12 protein-coding genes are annotated in these 14,804 nt (G+C 71.7%); 10 read left to right on the top strand and 2 right to left on the bottom strand.

Annotated features, from left to right (window positions below; translation table 11 throughout):
* Positions 1-24: 24 nt before the first annotated feature.
* Complete coding sequence (locus B7W94_RS12080) at positions 25-759, bottom strand: SDR family NAD(P)-dependent oxidoreductase (RefSeq protein ID WP_085606719.1); 735 nt, start codon at positions 757-759, stop codon at positions 25-27.
* Between the two features lie 100 nt (positions 760-859).
* Here B7W94_RS12080 and B7W94_RS12075 point away from each other — a divergent pair, with 100 nt between their 5' ends.
* From B7W94_RS12075 to B7W94_RS12035, 8 genes are all read left to right on the top strand, one after another.
* Entirely contained in the window at positions 860-1,822 is a 963-nt protein-coding gene (locus B7W94_RS12075) for an aldo/keto reductase (RefSeq protein ID WP_085606717.1), read from the top strand.
* 1,187 nt (positions 1,823-3,009) lie between these two features.
* Positions 3,010-4,539 carry an ABC transporter substrate-binding protein gene (locus B7W94_RS12065; RefSeq protein ID WP_253247436.1) on the top strand — a complete coding sequence of 510 codons (1,530 nt, stop codon included), beginning with the start codon at positions 3,010-3,012 and terminating at the stop codon, positions 4,537-4,539.
* Positions 4,540-4,612: 73 nt separating this feature from the next.
* The gene (locus B7W94_RS12060) at positions 4,613-5,554 is read left to right on the top strand and encodes an ABC transporter permease (protein ID WP_025103884.1); all 942 of its coding nucleotides are present in this window, start codon (positions 4,613-4,615) and stop codon (positions 5,552-5,554) included.
* Positions 5,551-7,347: a dipeptide/oligopeptide/nickel ABC transporter permease/ATP-binding protein gene (locus B7W94_RS12055; RefSeq protein WP_085606711.1), complete on the top strand. Its 1,797-nt coding sequence runs from the start codon at positions 5,551-5,553 to the stop codon at positions 7,345-7,347. Before B7W94_RS12060 ends, B7W94_RS12055 begins: the two co-directional genes overlap by 4 nt.
* Positions 7,344-8,192, top strand: coding sequence for an ATP-binding cassette domain-containing protein (locus B7W94_RS12050; protein WP_029989391.1), 849 nt, complete (start codon positions 7,344-7,346; stop codon positions 8,190-8,192). Before B7W94_RS12055 ends, B7W94_RS12050 begins: the two co-directional genes overlap by 4 nt.
* A gap of 47 nt (positions 8,193-8,239) precedes the next feature.
* Positions 8,240-8,827 carry a TetR/AcrR family transcriptional regulator gene (locus tag B7W94_RS12045; RefSeq protein ID WP_025103887.1) on the top strand — a complete coding sequence of 196 codons (588 nt, stop codon included), beginning with the start codon at positions 8,240-8,242 and terminating at the stop codon, positions 8,825-8,827.
* A 34-nt stretch (positions 8,828-8,861) separates the two neighbouring features.
* Positions 8,862-9,536, top strand: coding sequence for an alpha/beta fold hydrolase (locus tag B7W94_RS12040; RefSeq protein ID WP_029989394.1), 675 nt, complete (start codon positions 8,862-8,864; stop codon positions 9,534-9,536).
* A 74-nt stretch (positions 9,537-9,610) separates the two neighbouring features.
* Positions 9,611-10,600, top strand: coding sequence for a methyltransferase family protein (locus B7W94_RS12035; protein WP_085606709.1), 990 nt, complete (start codon positions 9,611-9,613; stop codon positions 10,598-10,600).
* An 87-nt stretch (positions 10,601-10,687) separates the two neighbouring features.
* On the opposite strand, the gene B7W94_RS12030 is transcribed toward B7W94_RS12035, so the two are convergent.
* Positions 10,688-12,031, bottom strand: a complete 1,344-nt coding sequence (locus B7W94_RS12030; protein WP_085606707.1) for an amidohydrolase — start codon at positions 12,029-12,031, stop codon at positions 10,688-10,690.
* Positions 12,032-12,195: 164 nt separating this feature from the next.
* Here B7W94_RS12030 and B7W94_RS12025 point away from each other — a divergent pair, with 164 nt between their 5' ends.
* A complete protein-coding gene (locus B7W94_RS12025) occupies positions 12,196-13,638 on the top strand; it encodes a glyceraldehyde-3-phosphate dehydrogenase (RefSeq protein WP_085606705.1) in 1,443 nt (480 codons plus the stop codon).
* A 97-nt stretch (positions 13,639-13,735) separates the two neighbouring features.
* Positions 13,736-14,779 (top strand): winged helix DNA-binding domain-containing protein, encoded by a 1,044-nt coding sequence (locus tag B7W94_RS12020; protein WP_085606703.1) that lies wholly within the window; start codon positions 13,736-13,738, stop codon positions 14,777-14,779.
* Positions 14,780-14,804 lie beyond the last annotated feature (25 nt).

Genomic DNA, 14,804 nt, shown 5'->3' with positions numbered 1-14,804 from the left:
CGATCCCGCACGGAGGGGGCGGGATCAGACGAGGAGCTGGCCGCCGTCGACGGGGACCGAGACCCCGGTGATGTGGCTGGCGGCCTCGCTCGCGAGGAACAGCACGAGCGGGGTGACCTGGTCGACCTCGGCGATGGTGCCGAGCGGGATGCGCGACTCCCACGCGGCGCGGGCATCGGGGTCCGAGGCGAATCCGGCGGTCAGGGGCGTGAGCACGGGGCCGGGGGCGACGGCGTTGACCCGCACCCCGGAGCCGGCGAGCTCGATGGCCGCCGTCCGGGTGAGTGCGTCGACCGCGGCCTTCGTGGCCTCGTAGTGCCCGAGGCCGGGAGTGGGCTGCCGGGCGCCGATCGAGGAGATGTTGACGATGGCCCCGTGACCGGCCGCGGCGAGCAGCCCGCCGAAGACCCGCAGCATGAGGAACGTGCCGCGGACGTTGACGCGCAGGGCCGCATCGACCGCGTCGACCGCGACCTCCTGGAGCGTTCCGCCGCCGGCGACGACGCCGGCGTTGTTGACGAGGACGTCGAGTCCGCCGGCCTCGCGGATCCGTTCGGCCGCCGCCTGCACCGATGCTTCGTCGCCGATGTCGAGGGGGAGGGCGGTGGCGCCGATCTCGGCGGCGACGGCTGCCGCGGCGCCCTCGTCCACGTCGCCGATGAACACCTCATCCCCGGCGGCGCGGAAGGCGGTGGCGATGCCGCGGCCGAGCCCGGAGGCTCCTCCGGTGACGAGGATACGGCGCGGGGAAGCGGTCATGTTCGTCCTCACTGACGGGTGTTCTGACGGGATGAGTCCGTTATATTCTACAAACATAGAAAAACACAACCCCGTGCCCCGAGACGGCGAAGGAGCCCTCATGCCCGATGCGACATACCCCCGCAAGCCGCTGTCTCCGGGAGGCGCGACGGTGCCGCCGCTCGCCCTCGGATCGTGGAACACCTGGGATCGCATGGAGTTCGACGACGCCGTGCAGCTCATCCACCGGGCGGTCGAGCTCGACGCCGGATTCTTCGACATCGCGTACTACAACATGGGGCCGCACGCCGAGAACTCCCGGACCGACATCCTCTTCGGGGAGGCCTTTCGCGCCAGCGGGGTGGACCGTGCCGACGTCGTGCTGTGCGGCAAGCTCTGGCTCTGGGACTGGCCGAACCAGGGCTTCCGTGGGCAGATCGAGGAGTCACTGGAGCGGGCCGGCCTCGACCGCTTCGACACCCTCGTGGTGGGGGACTACCTCGACGCCCCGGACATGCCGCGACTCGTCGCCGACGTGAACGCCCTCCTCGCGGACGGCCTGGTCGACTCGTGGGGGATCAACAACTGGCGGATCACGGACACCAGGGCGGCGCTGGCCGAGGCGGAGGTGCAGGGGGCGACCGGCCCCTCGTTCGCGCAGCTCAAGTACGGCATCGCCCGACGGGCCATGGCGGAGGGTGACGCGTACGGCCCGCTGTTCGCCGACGGAACCCTCGCGCTGCAGGCCTCGGACGTGTTCGAGGGCGGAATCCTCGCGACGGGACGGATGCCTCAGCGCAAGATCGGTGCCGATGTCGGGGGTATCCGCGAGCGGATCCTCGCCGTGTACCCCGAGGTCGCACGGGTCGCGGGGGAGTTCGGGGTGACCCCGGCCGCCCTCGGCATCGCCTTCTGTCTGGCGAACCCCGCGACGGCTACCGTGCTCTTCGGTGCCTCCCGCGTCGCACAGCTCGAGGAGAACCACGCCGCCCTCGCCCTCGCCCGCGACCACGGAGCCGAGGTCCGCGCCGCCCTCGCCGACTGCCGCGTCGACCATGCCGTCCGCCCCGACGGCACCTGGTGACCCCCGTACCTCCCACGGGATCCCCCTCCGGCGTCCCGCGCCGGCGTCCGCCCCGCCTCCGCCGCCGGTGTCCGGGATCACTTCCGCACCTCCCGCGCGCCCCGCAGGCCCTTTCCTGATCCCGCCTTGCTCCGCGCCCGCGCTCCACTCCGCGTGCGGGATCAGTTCGGCACCTCTCGGGCGCCTCGCGGGCACGCTTCTGATCCCGCACGGTGTGACCTACTGCGTCCTCGTGGGAAAACGTGCTTCGAGAAGAGAGAGTGCGCCGGGAGGCGACCCTGGTGCCCCGCCCTGTGCCCCTGAGGACCGCTTCGCCCGCGGGATCAGTTCCGCCCCTCGCGCGCGCTCTGCGGGCACGTTTGTGATCCCGTCTTGCTCCGCCTCCACCCCCACCCCGCTGCGGGATCCATTCCGCGCCTCGTCGGCGGCCCGCTGGCACGTTTGTGATCCCGCACGGCGCGACGCTCCGCGCGCCGATTCGAGAACGTGCCGCGTGGGGAGGATGTGTGGTCGATTCTGATCCCGCTTCTGGTGGCGGCTGTGGGTCCGTCGCCGAGTCTGCTGTTCCTGCACGACCGAACCGCTCTCCGGCACCCCGGATCAGAAACGCTCCTCGCCTCCGTGCTGGATCAGAAGTGCTCCTCGCCTCCGTGCCGGATCAGAAGTGCTCCTCGGACCGCGGTGGGAGGTGCGTTCTTGATCCCGGGAGGGTGGGTGTGGTCTCTCTCGGAAGCGGCAGCGGAGACCATTCCCGCCGTCACTTGCTCCGGTGCGGGGTGAAAAGGGTGCCTTGAAGGCGCCGCGGAGGGGTGCTTCTGATCCGGCCGGAGGGGTGCGCGCAGTGGCGGGATCAAGAACGGGCCCCTCGGGGAGGGGGCGGGGGCGGTATTGATCCCGGCACCGGCATCGGCACCGCCACCGGCACCGGCACCGGCACCGGCACCGGCACCGGCACCGGCACAGGCACCCGCACCGGCACCCGCGGGGGACGGGGGTGTGCGCGGGGGAGCAAGGTGCGTGCGCGCTGAGGCATCGGTCCGTGCGGCCGGGGGCGGAAACACGCTTGCGCTCTTTTTCCACGCATGTAGACTAACCAGCACGACACATCGAAGTGGCGTCGGTCCCGGTCTCCGGTCAGCGGCTCTTCGAACCTTCTTCACCACCCCCTGCACCCGAGAGAAGGAACCATGAAACGAATGCCCCTCGCGGTCGCCGCCGCCGTCGCCGCGACCCTCGCGCTCGCCGGCTGCAGCGGCGGCGGAACGCCCTCGCCGTCCGACGGCGGTGGCGCCGACGGCCCCGACGCCCTCAACATCGGCAACTTCCTCGATGTCACGTCGTGGGATCCGTCCCTCGCCGACATCGGCTTCGACGGCCCCTACCTGTCCGCGGTGTACGACGCCCTGATCGCCCTCGACGCCGACGGCACCCCGATCCCGTCGCTCGCGACGAAGTGGACCGTGGCCGACGACGACCTCAGCATCGACCTCGACATCCGCACCGACGCTGTGTTCAGCGACGGCACCCCGGTCGACGCCGACGCCGTCGTCGCGAGCCTCGAGTACCTCAAGGCCGGCGCCCGGTCCGGCGAGGCCTACGTCAACGCGAAGGGCTTCGAGAAGGTCGACGACGACACCGTCCGCATCGCCCTCACGCAGCGCGACGACACGATCCTCTACCTGATGGGCCTCGGCCGCAGCTACGTCATGCCCCCGGCCTCCATCGAGGCGGGCACGCTGGGCAGTGACCCGGTCGGCTCCGGCCCCTATGTGCTCGACAGCGACACCAGCGTCGCGGGCGCCGAGTACCACTTCACCAAGACCGAGGACCACTGGGACGCGAAGACGTACCCGTTCGCCGAGCTCGCGATCTACCCGATCACCGATGCGACCGCCCGTCACAACGCGATGCTCAGCGGCCAGATCAACGTGCAGTACGGCGACGTGGCCAACCTCGACCAGGCCGAGCAGCAGGGCTGGAACACCGCCCAGCGGGTCTCCGGGTGGGCGGGCCTCGTCATCACCGACCACACCGGCGCGAAGAGCGAGCCCCTCGGCAAGCTCGAGGTGCGCCAGGCGCTGAACTACGCGTTCGACGGTGCGGCCGTCCTCGCGGCGGTCGGCAGCGGTGCGGGCGTGGCCACCAACCAGGTGTTCCCGGACGGCGGCGACATCAACGATCCCGAGCTCAACGACGCCTACGCGTTCAACATGGACAAGGCGAAGGAGCTTCTGGCCGACGCCGGCTACCCGGACGGCTTCGACATCTCGATGCCGATGTCCCCGATCTTCGAGATGTGGAAGCCGTCGGCCGAGCAGGCCCTCAACGAGCTCGGCATCACCGTCACCTGGGACAACATGCAGATGCCGGACTACCAGCTCAACGCACCGAACTACCCGATGTTCATCTCCTTCCTCGCGATGGACGGCAACGACGTGGCCACCGTCTCCCGGCAGCTGACGAGCGTGCAGTGGTTCAACCCGGAGCCCGACTACGCGAAGAACGAGGTCATCGCCCCGCTCGTCGAGAAGGTGCAGACGGAGCGCGGCGACGCGCAGACCGCCGCCATCAAGGAGCTCAACGAGGCCCTCGTCGACCAGGCCTGGTGGTCGGTCTGGTACCAGGCGAACAACATCTACTACACGGCGCCCGGCATCCAGCTGCAGCCCGTCGTGGGGATGATGTTCCCGACGCTGCGGTACATCACGCAGGGCTGAACGCCCGCCGGGGCGGTCGCCACGCGGCCGCCCCGGCACCCCTTCCCCTCCTCCTCACCCTCGAGAGGCCCCCATGCTCCTCTTCACGGCGAAGCGGGTGCTGTCCGGCATCCTCCTGCTCGTCGCGGTCTCGATCGGCACGTTCTTCCTCGCCCACCTCGCGATCAGCGATCCGACCGCCTCGCTCCTCGGGACCACGGCGAGTCCTGCGCAGCAGGAGGCGCTGGCAGCGAAGATCGGTCTCGACCGCCCCCTGATCGTGCAGTTCTGGGACTGGTTCTCCCACGCCGTGCTGCTCGACTTCGGCGTCTCGTGGCGCAACTTCCAGCCGGTCGGCGCGCAGCTCGCGGTCAAAGTCCCCGTCACGCTCTCCGTCGTGACCCTCGCGACCCTCATCACCGCAGTCATCGGCGTCGCCTTCGGCATGATCACCGGACTCCGCCCCGGCACCTGGTTCGACCGGATCATCAAGGGGATCTCCGTCGTCCTCTTCGCGCTCCCCGGGTTCTGGGTGAGCCTGGTCCTGGTGATGTGGCTGGCCGTGCAGCTCCAGTGGTTCCCCGCCGTCGGCTACGTCCCGCCGACCCAGTCCGTCGAAGGGTGGCTGCGCTCGATCACGCTCCCGGCGATCTCCCTCGCCCTGGGCGGCATCGTCGCCGTGTCCGAGCAGCTGCGGAACGCCGTGATCGCCCAGAGCCGCCAGGACTGGGTGCGCACCCTGCGCAGCCGCGGCCTGTCCGCCGCGCGGGTGAACCTGCACATCCTCCGCAACGCCTCGCCCGCCGCGCTCACGGTGATCGCCCTGATGTTCGTGGGCCTGCTCTCCGGCGCCATCGTGGTGGAGCAGATCTTCAGCCTCCCCGGTCTGGGGCAGCTCACGAACCAGTCGTCGCAGAACGGCGACATCCCCATGCTGCTCGGGATCACGGTGGTCTCCATCGTCTTCGTCGTCCTCATCAACCTCCTGCTCGACCTCGTGCTCGGCTGGATCAACCCGAAGGTGCGCGTCGCATGACCACGACAGACATCCGCGTCGCCTTCGACCGGGCCGCCCAGAAGCGCCGGTCGAGCCTGTTCCGACGCTTCCTCCGTCACCCCGGCGGCTCCATCCCGCTCGCCATCTTCGTACTCATCGTGCTCGTCGGGGTGTTCGCGCCACTGCTGGCGCCGATGGACCCGAACCTCGTCGACCTCGCAGCCGCGAAGGCCCCGCCCTCCCCGGAGCACCTCCTCGGCGGCGACTCCACCGGCCGCGACATCCTCAGCCGCCTCATCTACGGGACGAGGACGACGCTGTGGGGTGCGCTCATCACGATCGTCACGGCGCTCGTCATCGGGGTTCCGTCGGGTGTCGCGGCCGGGTACTTCGGCGGCGTCTTCGACCGGGTCGCGACCTGGATCAGCGACGCCCTCCAATCGATCCCCGGGATGATCATCCTCCTCGTGGTCGCCGCCGGCAGCCGCAACAACTTCGAGCTGCTGATGGTCACCGTCGGCGTCTTCATGGTCCCGGGGTACTTCCGCATCGCGCGGTCGCAGACGCTCGCCGTCCGCGGCGAGGCGTACATCGACGCCGCCCGGGTGTCGGGCCTGTCGGACGCGCGCATCATCTTCCGCCACGTCATCACGGCCGTCTACCCGCCCGTCATCATCCAGACCGCGCTCACGGCGGGTATCGCCATGGGCATGCAGGCGGGGCTTCAGTTCCTCGGCATCGGCGACTCGAACGTGCCGAGCTGGGGCGCGATGATGCTCGAGGGCTTCCGGCTCATGCTCACCTACCCGCTCATGCTGCTGTGGCCCTCCGCCGCGCTCGGTCTCACGATCGCCGTCCTCGCGATCATGGGCTCCACGCTCGCCGAGCTCGTGCAGGTGCGCACGCCGCGCGCGGCCCGCCGGCGGCGGCGCGGAGTGCTCGAGACCGCGGACGAGGTCGCCGCGGCTCCCGCCACGGGCAGTGTCCGCCACGAGGCTCCGGCATCGGCCCTCCGCGTCGAGAACCTGCACGTCGTCCACGCGACGCCGACGGGGGAGACCGAGGTCGTGCACGGCGTGACGCTCGACGTCGCGCCAGGGGAGGTCGTCGGGATCGTCGGCGAGTCCGGGTCGGGCAAGTCGCAGACCGTGTTCTCGGTGCTCGACCTGCTCCCCGCGACCGGCCGGGCGACCGCCGACGCGATCTGGGTCGGTGGAGCGGAGGTCACCCACGCGACGCCGAAGGAGCGCCAGGCCCTGCTCGGACGCACGATCGGCTACGTGCCGCAGGAGCCGATGAGCAATCTCGACCCCTCGTACACGATCGGACATCAGCTCATCGAGCCGCTGCGCCGCACGCACGGGCTCGCGAAGGCCGCCGCCCGGCAGCGCGCGCGGGAGGTGCTCCTCCGGGTCGGGCTGTCCGACCCCGACCGCGTGATGCGCAGCTACCCGCATCACGTGTCCGGCGGCATGGCCCAGCGCGTGCTCATCGCCGGCGCGATCGCCGGTCGGCCGTCGCTTCTCGTGGCGGACGAGCCCACCACCGCCCTCGACGTCACCGTGCAGGCCGAGGTCCTCGAACTGCTGCGGGAGCTGCAGGCTGAGTACGGCATGGCGCTGCTCATCGTGACGCACAACTTCGGCGTCGTCGCCGACATCTGCGACCGTGTGATCGTCATGCGCGGCGGCGACATCGTGGAGACGGGGCCTGTGGACGACCTCTTCGCCGCGCCCACCCAGGAGTACACGCGCGAGCTCATCGCCGCGTCGCTCGACGAAGCCGACGGTCGCGCCGCGCTCGACGGCCGGCGGACGGAGGTCCCCGCATGAACACCGCTCCGGTAAACCCCTTGCTGCAGGTGGACGACCTCGTGGTCGAGTACGGCCGGGGTCGGCATGCCTTCCGCGCGCTGCACGGCGTCTCCCTCGACATCGCCCCCGGTGAGTGCCTGGGCCTGGTCGGCGAGTCCGGATCCGGGAAGTCGACGCTCGGCAAGGCCATCCTCGGCCTCGCCCCGGTGACGGCGGGCCGCATCCGCTTCGACGGCCGGGACATCGGCCGGCTCGGCGGCCGGGCCCGACGGGCGCTCGCCGACGACGTGCAGGTCGTGTTCCAGGACCCGTACGGCTCCCTCAACCCGGCACTGACCATCGGCGATATCCTCGCCGAGCCGCTGCTGACGACGGGGATCGGGGCGAAGGCCGCCGAGAAGCGCGTGCGCGACATGCTCGACCGCGTGCGGCTGCCCTCCGCGAGCATGGATCGGTACCCGAGCGAGTTCTCCGGCGGGCAGCGGCAGCGCATCGCGATCGCCCGCGCCCTCGTCCGCGGTCCGCGGCTGATCGTGTGCGACGAGCCGGTCAGTGCGCTCGATCTCACCACGCAGGCCACCATCCTCGACCTCTTCATCGAACTGCAGCGCGACACCGGCGTGGCCTACCTGTTCGTCTCGCACGACCTCGGCGTCGTCCGGCGGGTCTGTCACCGGGTCGCCGTGATGTACCGGGGCGAGATCGTCGAGATCGGAGACGGGGAGCAGGTCACGCGCGCGCCGCGTCACCCGTACGCCGAGCGCCTGCGGCTGGCCTCGCCCGTCGCGGACCCGGTGGCTCAGCGGGAACGCCGGGCGCAATGGCTCGCTCTGCGGGAGGTGCCCGATGCGGCGGTACGGTAGCTCCAGGCCGGAACACGCCACACCCCGGACTCGGCCGGAAGGACGCCATGCCGAAGATCATCGACCACGACCAGCGGCGACGGGACATCGTCGAGGTGGCCAAGAGCATCATCCTGAAGGGTGGGTTCGAGGCGGCGACCATGCGCAGCATCGCCGCGGAGGCGGGCTTCGCGAACGGTGCGCTGAAGCACTACTTCCCCGGGAAGGAGAGCATCGTCGCGGCGACGTTCGAGACGATCCTGCAGCAGATGTCCGAGGGCGTGGAGGCCGCGGGGCAGGAGCCGGTGGCGGCGGACGACGCGCTGCGGGGCTTCTTGCAGGCCACCGTGCCGCGCGACCCGGAGCAGATCGCCGCGGGCCGGGTGCTCCTGGCGCTCTGGGAGTACGCGATGGCGAACGAGTCGCTGGCCGAGCTCTACCGCGGACACCTGGGCTCCTGGCGAGCCTCGCTCATCGCGCGCATGGAGGCGGCCCGCGACGAGGGGTCGATCCGCGATCAGGACTACGGCCCGCTGGCGGACGAGTACATCTCCGCGGCGGTCGGGGCGACGGTCATCAACCTCATGTACCCGGACGGCGACCGCATCGCCGACTACGAGAACTACATCGACCGGTTCCTCGCGCGGCTGCGCTGAGGGCGAGGGGCCGGTCCCGAGAGGACGGCCCGTCATGACCCTTCCCCCCGAACGACCCGTGGTGTTCCTGCACGGCCTCGCCTCGCGCGGCACGCAGGACTGGCCGGACAGCGAGTGGACGGCGGTGCTCGGCGACCGGCCGCGCCGGGTCCTCGATCTGCCGGCGCACGGCGACGCCCCCGGGCTCGGCGTCGTGCCGACCTCCGCGGTGCTCGACGCGCTCGCCGACGCGATCGGCCCGGACGAGGTCGACCTCGTCGGCTACTCGCTCGGTGCCCGGCTCGCGTGGGACCTCGCGCGGCACCCGGGTGTCACGGTGCGGCGCCTCGTGCTCGGCGGCCTCAGCGCGGGGGAGCCCTTCGCGCTCGTCGACCTTTCCGCCGCGCGGGCCGCGCTCGCCGGCGGACCGGCTCCCGTCGACCCGCTGACCGGGATGATCGTTCACATGGTGAGCCTGCCCGGCAACCGCCCGGACGATCTGCTCGACCTCATCGAGGGGCTCGCGACCGAGCCGTTCGCGCCCGAAGCCGGAGCGCCGGCGGTGCCGGTGCTGCTCCTGGGCGGCGAGGACGATCCGATGGCCGCGGGCATCGACGAGCTCGCCGCGCGGCTGCCGGACGTCCGGGTGCGGCGCGTCCCCGGCGATCACCTCGTGGCGCTGCACACCGCCGCGTTCCGCGACGCCGTGCGCGGGTTCCTCGCGGACTGACCTCCGCGACCGGCGCCCGGCCTCTTCCTGTCCTTTATTTCCCACGTTCGTAGACATACCGAAAGGCATCCGCCATGACCGACACCCCCACTCCCGACGCCGCCCGCATCCTCGACATCGCCACCGGCTACATGGCCGCGAAGCAGCTCTTCCAGGCCAGCCGCATCGGCCTGTTCGCCGCCGTCGCCGCCGGCGCCGACACGGCCGCGGCGATCGCCGAGCGCTGCGGGGTGAGCGAGCGGATCGCCCGGCTGCTCGCCGACGCCCTCGCCGCGAAGGGTCTCCTCGTCCGGACGGAGGGGCGCTACGCCCTGGCTCCCGACGCGTCCGCCTACCTCACGGGGGACGACGCGGTCATCGACCTCGCTCCGTTCCTCACGTTCCTCGACGAGATCAGCTACCCGCACTGGCTGCAGTTCGCGCACACGGTCGACACGACCGAGCCCGGCGACCTGCAGATGGACGACGCCCGGTGGGGCACGTTCATGGCCGGCGTCATGACGTACAACCGCCTGCACGCGCAGGAGTTCGGCCGGCTCGTCGACCTCGCCGGCGCGACGAAGGCCCTCGACTTCGGTGGCCTGTCCGCCGAGTTCGCCCTCGCCGTCATGGCGCGCAACCCCGAGCTGCACACGACGTTCGTGTACGCCCCGGGATTCGAGGACGGCGTGGCCGAGGCGGTCGCGGCCGCGGGTGTCGCCGACCGGGCTGCCGTCGAGGTGGGGGACACGGCGACCGCGGCCCCCGAGGGCGCCTACGACGCGGTGTTCGCCAACCACGTGATCCACCGCTTCTCCGCGGAGGAGAACGCGCAGATCTTCCGGCGGCTCCGTGCTGCGGCGGTCGACGGGGCGACGCTCACCGTGCTCGACTTCTTCCTCGACGACGATGACGAGCAGCGCGCGCTGGACGCCCTGCACGCGGGGGAGTACCTCGTGATCGACGGCACCGTCGTGTACCCCGAGTTGCAGGTCCGCGGCTGGCTGACGGACGCGGGATGGGCGGTGCGCGACACCGTCGCCCTGCCGGGGAGCCCGCGCGTGCTCCTGGCCACCGCGGTCTGACGACCGCGGTTCGAGACTGGTCCGAGGGGGATCAGAGGCGGGCGGCATGCGTGAACATGCCGCCCGCCGTTTTCGTGGGGCGGGTGGTCAGCCGCGCGCGAACACCGTGCGGCCGTCGACGATCGTGCGCTCGACCTGGAGGGCGGCGAACGGGCGCCCCGGGCTGCACGGATCCTCGTCGAGCACCGTGATGTCGGCGACCTTGCCGGGCTCGAGGGTGCCCTTCCAGCTCGCGGCGCCGTCCTGGGTCGCGGCGTCGGCCGTCATGGTGCGCAGCAGCCGGCGCCGCGTCGCGGCGTCGTCCGCGCGGCCGTCGGCGGCGAGGAGGGCGAGGGACGCATCGAGGCTCGGGCGCCAGTCCGGCGTGGCGATCGGGGCGTCGCTGGTCACGGTGGTCAGCGCCCCGGAGGAGAGCATCTCGGCCAGCGGCCACGCGGCGGCGACGCGGGCCTCACCGAGCTGCACCGCCGCCCAGGAGTGCGTGTGCGCGGCGATGAGGGGCTGCACGGCGAAGCCGACGCCGAGGCGTTCCGCGCGCCGGATCTGCGCGGGGGTCGCGAGGTCGCCGTGCACGATGTGGTGGGGCGCCGGCGGCGGGGGAGTCTGGCCGTGCCGTTCCAGTGCGGTGAGGAACTCCTCGATCGAGCGGTCGCCGGTGGCGTGCACCGCGATCTGGAGGCCGCGACTCGCAGCCAGCGCGATCATCTGCTGGAAGGCGCTGAGCGGATCGGCGTCGCCGCGCGTGAGCAGGTGCCCGGTCGTCCCGTCGGGGTAGGGGTCCGACGTCCACGCGGTGGCCATCGGCGGGATGCCGTCGGCGAAGATCTTCACGCCGGGGATCGCGAGCCAGCGGGAATCGGTCGACGGGGGCGGCACCGGGAGTCCGGCGGCGAAGTCGTCCAGGGAGCTCTCGCCGTCGATCGTCCCGAACAGGCGGAGCAGTGTCACGCGCGAGGTCTGCGCGGCCTCTTGGTGCAGCTCCACGTACGCGTCGAGCATGTCGGTGCCGAAGCAGCCGGTCTCACCGAGGTCCTCTCCGGGGCCGATGCCCGGCTCCGTGTAGCTCGTGACGCCGAGCTCCGCGAGCAGTGCCCAGGCCCGGCGCAGGGCCGCACGTCGCTCATCGGCCGTGGCCACGAGGCGGCCGGTGGGCTGCTCCTCGGGCGGGGTGTCGGAGAAGAACAGGTGCGGCCAGCGCGCGCCCAGCCAGGCGGCGTGGAGGTGGGCGTCGTTGAGGCCGGGGATCGCGGTGCGACCGTCGAGCTGCACCACTTCGCGGGCCGGGAGGGCTTCGGCAGCGGCGTCGGTGGCGACGATCACCCCGTCCCGGACGGCGATCGCGGTGGCGACGGAATCGGTGGCGTCGACGGTGTGGATGCGGCCGCCGCGGACGAGGAGGTCGGCGTCGTCGCCGAGGAGTGCGCTGCTCATTATTCCACCAGTGTAGACGTAAAACTCTCGCGTACGGGAGGTCCCGCGCCGGCCGATTCGGCGCGCGGTTCCGCGGCTTGTACCCTGGACTCATCCCCCGAACACCCCGGCAACCTCGCGCGCGCCGGCGACCTCGGCGCGCGCTCACACATGCAAGGACGCAGATGAACGATTCCGCGGCACACCGCGACGAATGGACGGCGAGCGAAGAGCTGGCGGAGCGGATGATCCCGCTCATCGGGGCTCTCAAGCGCGAGCGCGACGTGGTCACCTCGTTGCACGGCCACCGCCTGCTCGGCCTCTCGGCGACCGGCCTCGTCGAGGTGCACGAGCGCGTGGCCCAGCTCGGGCACGAGCGCCTCGAGGTCGAGGACAGCCTGGCCGTGCTCGAGGGCATCCACGCCCTGGCCCCCGGCGCCTCGTCGATCGACGTGGCCCGCCTCGTGGAAGGGTACGCGGAGAGCGGCCGCCCGCTCGAGGAGTATCTCGCCGAGACCCTGGCGCCGGCCGTCGGCGAGGTCCCGGCATCGCCGACCGACGTCGTGCTCTACGGCTTCGGGCGCATCGGCCGCCTGCTGGCCCGCATCCTCATCGCGCACACCGGCGGCGGGAGCGGACTCCGGCTCCGCGCCATCGTCGTGCGCCGCGGCTCCGAGAACGATCTCGTCAAGCGCGCGTCGCTGCTGCTGCGCGACTCGGTGCACGGCCGCTTCGCGGGCTCGGTCACGGTGGACGAGGATGCCGAGCAGATCATCGCCAACGGCACGCGCATCCAGGTCATCTACTCCGACGACCCGGCCGCCGTCGACTACACCGCCTACGGCATCGACGACGCGATCGTCGTCGACAACACCGGCCGCTGGCGTGACGAGGCGGGACTCTCCCAGCACCTCCGCGCGAAGGGCGTCGCCCGCGTGCTGCTGACCGCCCCCGGCAAGGGCCCGCTGAAGAACATCGTGCAGGGCATCAACGACGACACGATCACCGACGAGGACCGCATCGTCTCGGCGGCGTCGTGCACGACCAACGCCATCACCCCGGTGCTCGCCGCGATCGACGAGGCCTACGGCGTCGTGAAGGGCCACGTCGAGACCGTGCACTCGTTCACGAACGACCAGAACCTCATCGACAACTTCCACAAGGGCGACCGCCGCGGCCGCTCCGCCGTGCTGAACATGGTCATCACCGAGACCGGGGCGGCGAAGGCCGTGGCCAAGGCCCTCCCGCAATTGGAGGGCAAGCTCACGGGCAGCGCGATCCGCGTCCCCACGCCGGACGTCTCGCTCGCGGTGCTGCACCTCACGCTGGAGAGCCCCGCCACCAAGGACCAGGTCAACGACTACCTGCGCCGCGTGTCGCTGCACTCGAAGCTCCGGCAGCAGATCGACTACGTGGAGAGCCCCGAGGTCGTCTCCACGGACTTCGTCGGCTCGCACCGCGCGGGCATCGTCGACGGCCTGGCCACCATCGCCGACGAGGACACCCTCATCCTCTACGTCTGGTACGACAACGAGTTCGGCTACTCCTGCCAGGTGATCCGGGTGCTGGAGACCATGGCGGGGTCGCACCCCGTCGTCCTCCCCGCCCGCCGCGAAGTCACCCTCTGACCGTCACCCACCCCCTTCCGCCCGACCCGGCCCCCTGCGCGCGCACGCAACGGGCCGGGGCACGCGAAAGGGGGTGGGTCGCGGCATGATGAGGGGCATGAAGACCTCACGATGGCGGGAGGAGCGGCTGCGGTGGCAGGGGCTGACCGCGCCGGCGGCGGACGTGACCGGGGCGGCGGCGCGGCTGCTCGCGGTGCAGAGCCAGGACTTCACGGCCGGACGGTGGGCGCTGGCCGTGCGGACGAAAGGCGGCGTACGGCTTCGTGACGTCGACGCCGCGTTCGACCGTGGGGACCTCGTCCGGGCCTGGACCATGCGGGGGACGCTGCACACGATCCCCGCACGCGACCTCGGCTGGGTGCTGGAGGTCACGGCCGCACGACAGCAGCAGCAGGCGGCCTCCCGACAGCGGCAGCTCGGCATCGACGACGCCATGATCGACACGGTCGTCCGGGAGCTCACGCCGCGGCTCCGTGACGGCGGCCTCACCCGGAGCGAGATCTTCCCGGTGCTCGAGGACATCGGCATCGACCCCTCAGGGCAGCGCGGCATCCACTTGCTGTTCGCGCTGACGGTCGCCGGCGTGCTCGTGCAGGGGTCGGTCGTGCCGCGGGAGGGCGTCACGCGGGAGCAGCGGTTCGTGCTCGCGGCGGACCACATCCGCGATCACGCCCGCCCGGAGGACCCGCTGGCCGAGCTGTTCGTCCGTTACGTCGAGGGACACGGGCCCGCCGGGGTCGCGGACTTCGCGTGGTGGTCGGGGCTGACGCTCGGGCGGTCTCGGGAGGCGGCGGAGCGCGCGGCGACCAGGGTGAGCGAGGTCGAGGACGGGGTCTTCGTCGGACGCGCCCCGCCCCGGCGCGCGGCGGGCCGTCCGTCCGTGTTCGCCCTCGGAGCCTTCGACGAGTACTACATCTCCTACGCCGACCGCACCGTCGTCTGCGACCCGGAACACCTCGCCGCCGTCGGCCCGGGGAAGAACGGGATGGTCCGGGCGACCGTGGTGGAGCACGGCCGCGTGATCGGCTGCTGGACCCACGCCGCCGCCGCGCACACCACCCCTCCGACTCTCTTCGAGCCCCCCGAGGACCCCGCCGCCGTCACCACCGCCCTCGCCCGCTTCGCCGCGTTCCTCGCTTGACCCCTCGTCGACCCACCCCCTTCCG

Source organism: Microbacterium sp. LEMMJ01, assembly GCF_002114135.1.
Taxonomy (GTDB): Bacteria; Actinomycetota; Actinomycetes; order Actinomycetales; family Microbacteriaceae; genus Microbacterium.
Note: the sequence above shows the minus strand (reverse complement) of the source record. Positions and strands in the feature narration are given on the sequence as shown.

Bases quoted from the DNA above. Each gene is read 5' to 3' on its own strand.
- B7W94_RS12080 (WP_085606719.1), bottom strand. From the start codon at position 759: ATGACCGCTTCCCCGCGCCGTATCCTCGTCACCGGAGGAGCCTCCGGG.
- B7W94_RS12075 (WP_085606717.1), top strand. From the start codon at position 860: ATGCCCGATGCGACATACCCCCGCAAGCCGCTGTCTCCGGGAGGCGCG.
- B7W94_RS12065 (WP_253247436.1), top strand. From the start codon at position 3,010: ATGAAACGAATGCCCCTCGCGGTCGCCGCCGCCGTCGCCGCGACCCTC.
- B7W94_RS12060 (WP_025103884.1), top strand. From the start codon at position 4,613: ATGCTCCTCTTCACGGCGAAGCGGGTGCTGTCCGGCATCCTCCTGCTC.
- B7W94_RS12055 (WP_085606711.1), top strand. From the start codon at position 5,551: ATGACCACGACAGACATCCGCGTCGCCTTCGACCGGGCCGCCCAGAAG.
- B7W94_RS12050 (WP_029989391.1), top strand. From the start codon at position 7,344: ATGAACACCGCTCCGGTAAACCCCTTGCTGCAGGTGGACGACCTCGTG.
- B7W94_RS12045 (WP_025103887.1), top strand. From the start codon at position 8,240: ATGCCGAAGATCATCGACCACGACCAGCGGCGACGGGACATCGTCGAG.
- B7W94_RS12040 (WP_029989394.1), top strand. From the start codon at position 8,862: ATGACCCTTCCCCCCGAACGACCCGTGGTGTTCCTGCACGGCCTCGCC.
- B7W94_RS12035 (WP_085606709.1), top strand. From the start codon at position 9,611: ATGACCGACACCCCCACTCCCGACGCCGCCCGCATCCTCGACATCGCC.
- B7W94_RS12030 (WP_085606707.1), bottom strand. From the start codon at position 12,031: ATGAGCAGCGCACTCCTCGGCGACGACGCCGACCTCCTCGTCCGCGGC.
- B7W94_RS12025 (WP_085606705.1), top strand. From the start codon at position 12,196: ATGAACGATTCCGCGGCACACCGCGACGAATGGACGGCGAGCGAAGAG.
- B7W94_RS12020 (WP_085606703.1), top strand. From the start codon at position 13,736: ATGAAGACCTCACGATGGCGGGAGGAGCGGCTGCGGTGGCAGGGGCTG.